This is a genomic window from Priestia sp. YIM B13489 (assembly GCF_042787645.1).
GTDB classification, from domain to species: Bacteria; Bacillota; Bacilli; order Bacillales; family Bacillaceae_H; genus Priestia; species Priestia megaterium.
Genome location: NZ_JBHZOQ010000049.1, coordinates 1 through 1,413, shown reverse-complemented (window position 1 = coordinate 1,413; position 1,413 = coordinate 1). Strand labels below are relative to the sequence as shown.

Annotated in this window: 1 protein-coding gene; it reads right to left on the bottom strand. The window is 34.9% G+C overall.

Features of this window, described 5'->3' with window-relative positions:
- Positions 1–450: 450 nt before the first annotated feature.
- Complete coding sequence (locus tag ACFX4W_RS05295; protein WP_377559288.1) at positions 451–1,158, bottom strand: IS6 family transposase; 708 nt, start codon at positions 1,156–1,158, stop codon at positions 451–453.
- Between the last annotated feature and the right edge of the window lie 255 nt (positions 1,159–1,413).

Here is a 1,413-nt window from a genome sequence, read left to right as displayed (position 1 = left end):
TCCTGAGATTGATTGAATAAATAAGTAAGGTATGAATGTAGTTCGAATCGGTCTTCATCAATAAAATTAGAAAACACCTGTTTATATTCTTTCAACATCTTTTCCTCCTTTATTTATGTTTCTTACTTCTATCATTACCTCTCTAGTAATCTCTTATACATACAAATTAATAATGTACGTATTGATTGTATTAACTTGTATGTACGAAGTTGTATGTAACACAACACAGAGTTAAGAAAAGTTCATTCTTTCTTTCTGTATGGGCCCCACCTGCGCCAAATACAACGATAGCCACGCATGCTATCCACCTGATTTCATTATAACAGATAGCGCTTACATTATAAATAGTTATATCTGTAATTATAAAAAGTGATTATACTATTTTTATGGTCCTGGTGCGAAAACCATTTGATAGAGACATAGAACCTACATAGTCTGTTCCATTCCAGATTATGATGAAATTCCAAACAACTTATGTATGAATTCAACTTCATTTTGGGCAGACTTCACCTGTCGGTGAAGTTGTTCTTTTTTCACCATATGCATCACTTCAATGCCACTCAATATAGAAGTAGCCGTTTCATATGACTTAAATCCCAACATAGAACGCACACGTTTCTTAATGAAACGGTGATCTTGTTCCACGATATTATTGAGATATCGAACTTGCCTTATTTTTATGCCTTGAGGCATATGTTTCTCTTCTTTTAACTCTTGAATCGCCACAGGATAGGCTGGGTTTTTGTCCACTGTTATAACACGCGGTTTACAAATATGAGAAGCAGCCAAGGCTTTCTTGAAAAAGCGCTTGGCTGCTTTTTTGTCTCTTGATTTACTTAGATAAAAATCAATGGTATTCCCTTCTGAATCGACCGCACGATATAAATACATCCATTGCCCTTTTACCTTGATATACGTATCATCAACTCTCCAGGAGTCATTTGTTATCTTAAGGTGATGTCGTACTCTTTCATCTAATTCAGGTCCATATTGATGAACCCAACGCATAATGGTCGTGTGAGCGATAGATAAGCCTCGCTCCTCCATCATTTCCACCAAATTACGAAAACTTAGGTTGTACGGTAGGTACCATCTCACCGTTAGTAAAATAATATCAGGCTGATAATGCTTCCATTTGAACAAAACTACTTTTTCCATACCGATCACACACCCTTTTTAGACTGATAGTATCAGTATGTCCAAGATTTAGAGATTCATTGCAATTATCTTGAAGTTTTTGCACCAGAACCCAATTTCTTAAAAGGTAAGTGAAAGGTAGATTGATATATTAAAAGAAGTGAAATTATGGGTTTTTCTACATTTCATTCAAAGAACAAAGGATTTATGTAGACGTCAAGTCGAATTTTACACTTTTTGCTTATTTGCTTTTTACACTTCTGCTGAAAATACACT